The sequence below is a fragment of the Streptomyces niphimycinicus genome (assembly GCF_018883605.1).
GTDB lineage: Bacteria > Actinomycetota > Actinomycetes > Streptomycetales > Streptomycetaceae > Streptomyces > Streptomyces niphimycinicus.
Window position 1 is genome coordinate 1 of the sequence record NZ_JAHLEM010000838.1, and the last position, 641, is coordinate 641.

A 641-nucleotide genomic window follows, 5' to 3' on the forward strand; every position below is an offset into this window, starting at 1 on the left:
CCCGGTGAGCTTCCCGGTGGCCGCACCGTCGGGCGGCATGCCGCGCCGTTCTCGGGGCGGGCCGCCGCGGCGTTCGGCGCCGCACGGGCGGCCCTCGGGCTGCCGTACGCCTGGGGCCACGCCGGTCCCACCGCCTTCGACTGCTCCGGGCTGACCCAATGGGCCTACGCCCACGCCGGGGTGGCCATTCCGCGCACCTCACAGGCCCAGGCGCACGCCGGGCAGCCAGTGGCGCTGTCCCAGGCCCGCCCCGGCGATCTGGTGGTCTACCGCTCGGATGCCAGCCATGTCGCCATGTACGCGGGCAACGGACAGGTGATCCACGCCCCCTATCCCGGGGCGCGGGTCCGCTACGACCCGGTGGACATGTTGCCGATCTCTTCCATCACTCGCGTGTCACCTTCTCGGCCGTGAACGGACCAAGCTGTTGACTCAGTCGGTCACACCGATTCACGCTCTCCTGCGCAGCAGGCTTCCGCGCCCGGGGTCACATCCACCGCAGGTCTGCGGTGCGGGACCGTTGACGGGGCCCCACGCCAGGCATCGCCCGGCGACATCCGCCCGGTCAGCGCCATCTGAGCCGTGTCCCCGGCAAGCCGGTTCGTGCCTTGCGGGCTCACGAGCGGATGCGACGGGACTAC

Annotated in this window: 1 protein-coding gene; it reads left to right on the forward strand. The window is 72.4% G+C overall.

Annotated elements, in window-relative coordinates; all coding sequences use genetic code 11:
* Positions 1–414 (forward strand): C40 family peptidase (locus KN815_RS43840; RefSeq protein WP_216347330.1); only part of this gene is annotated, 414 nt, incomplete at its 5' end.
* Positions 415–641 lie beyond the last annotated feature (227 nt).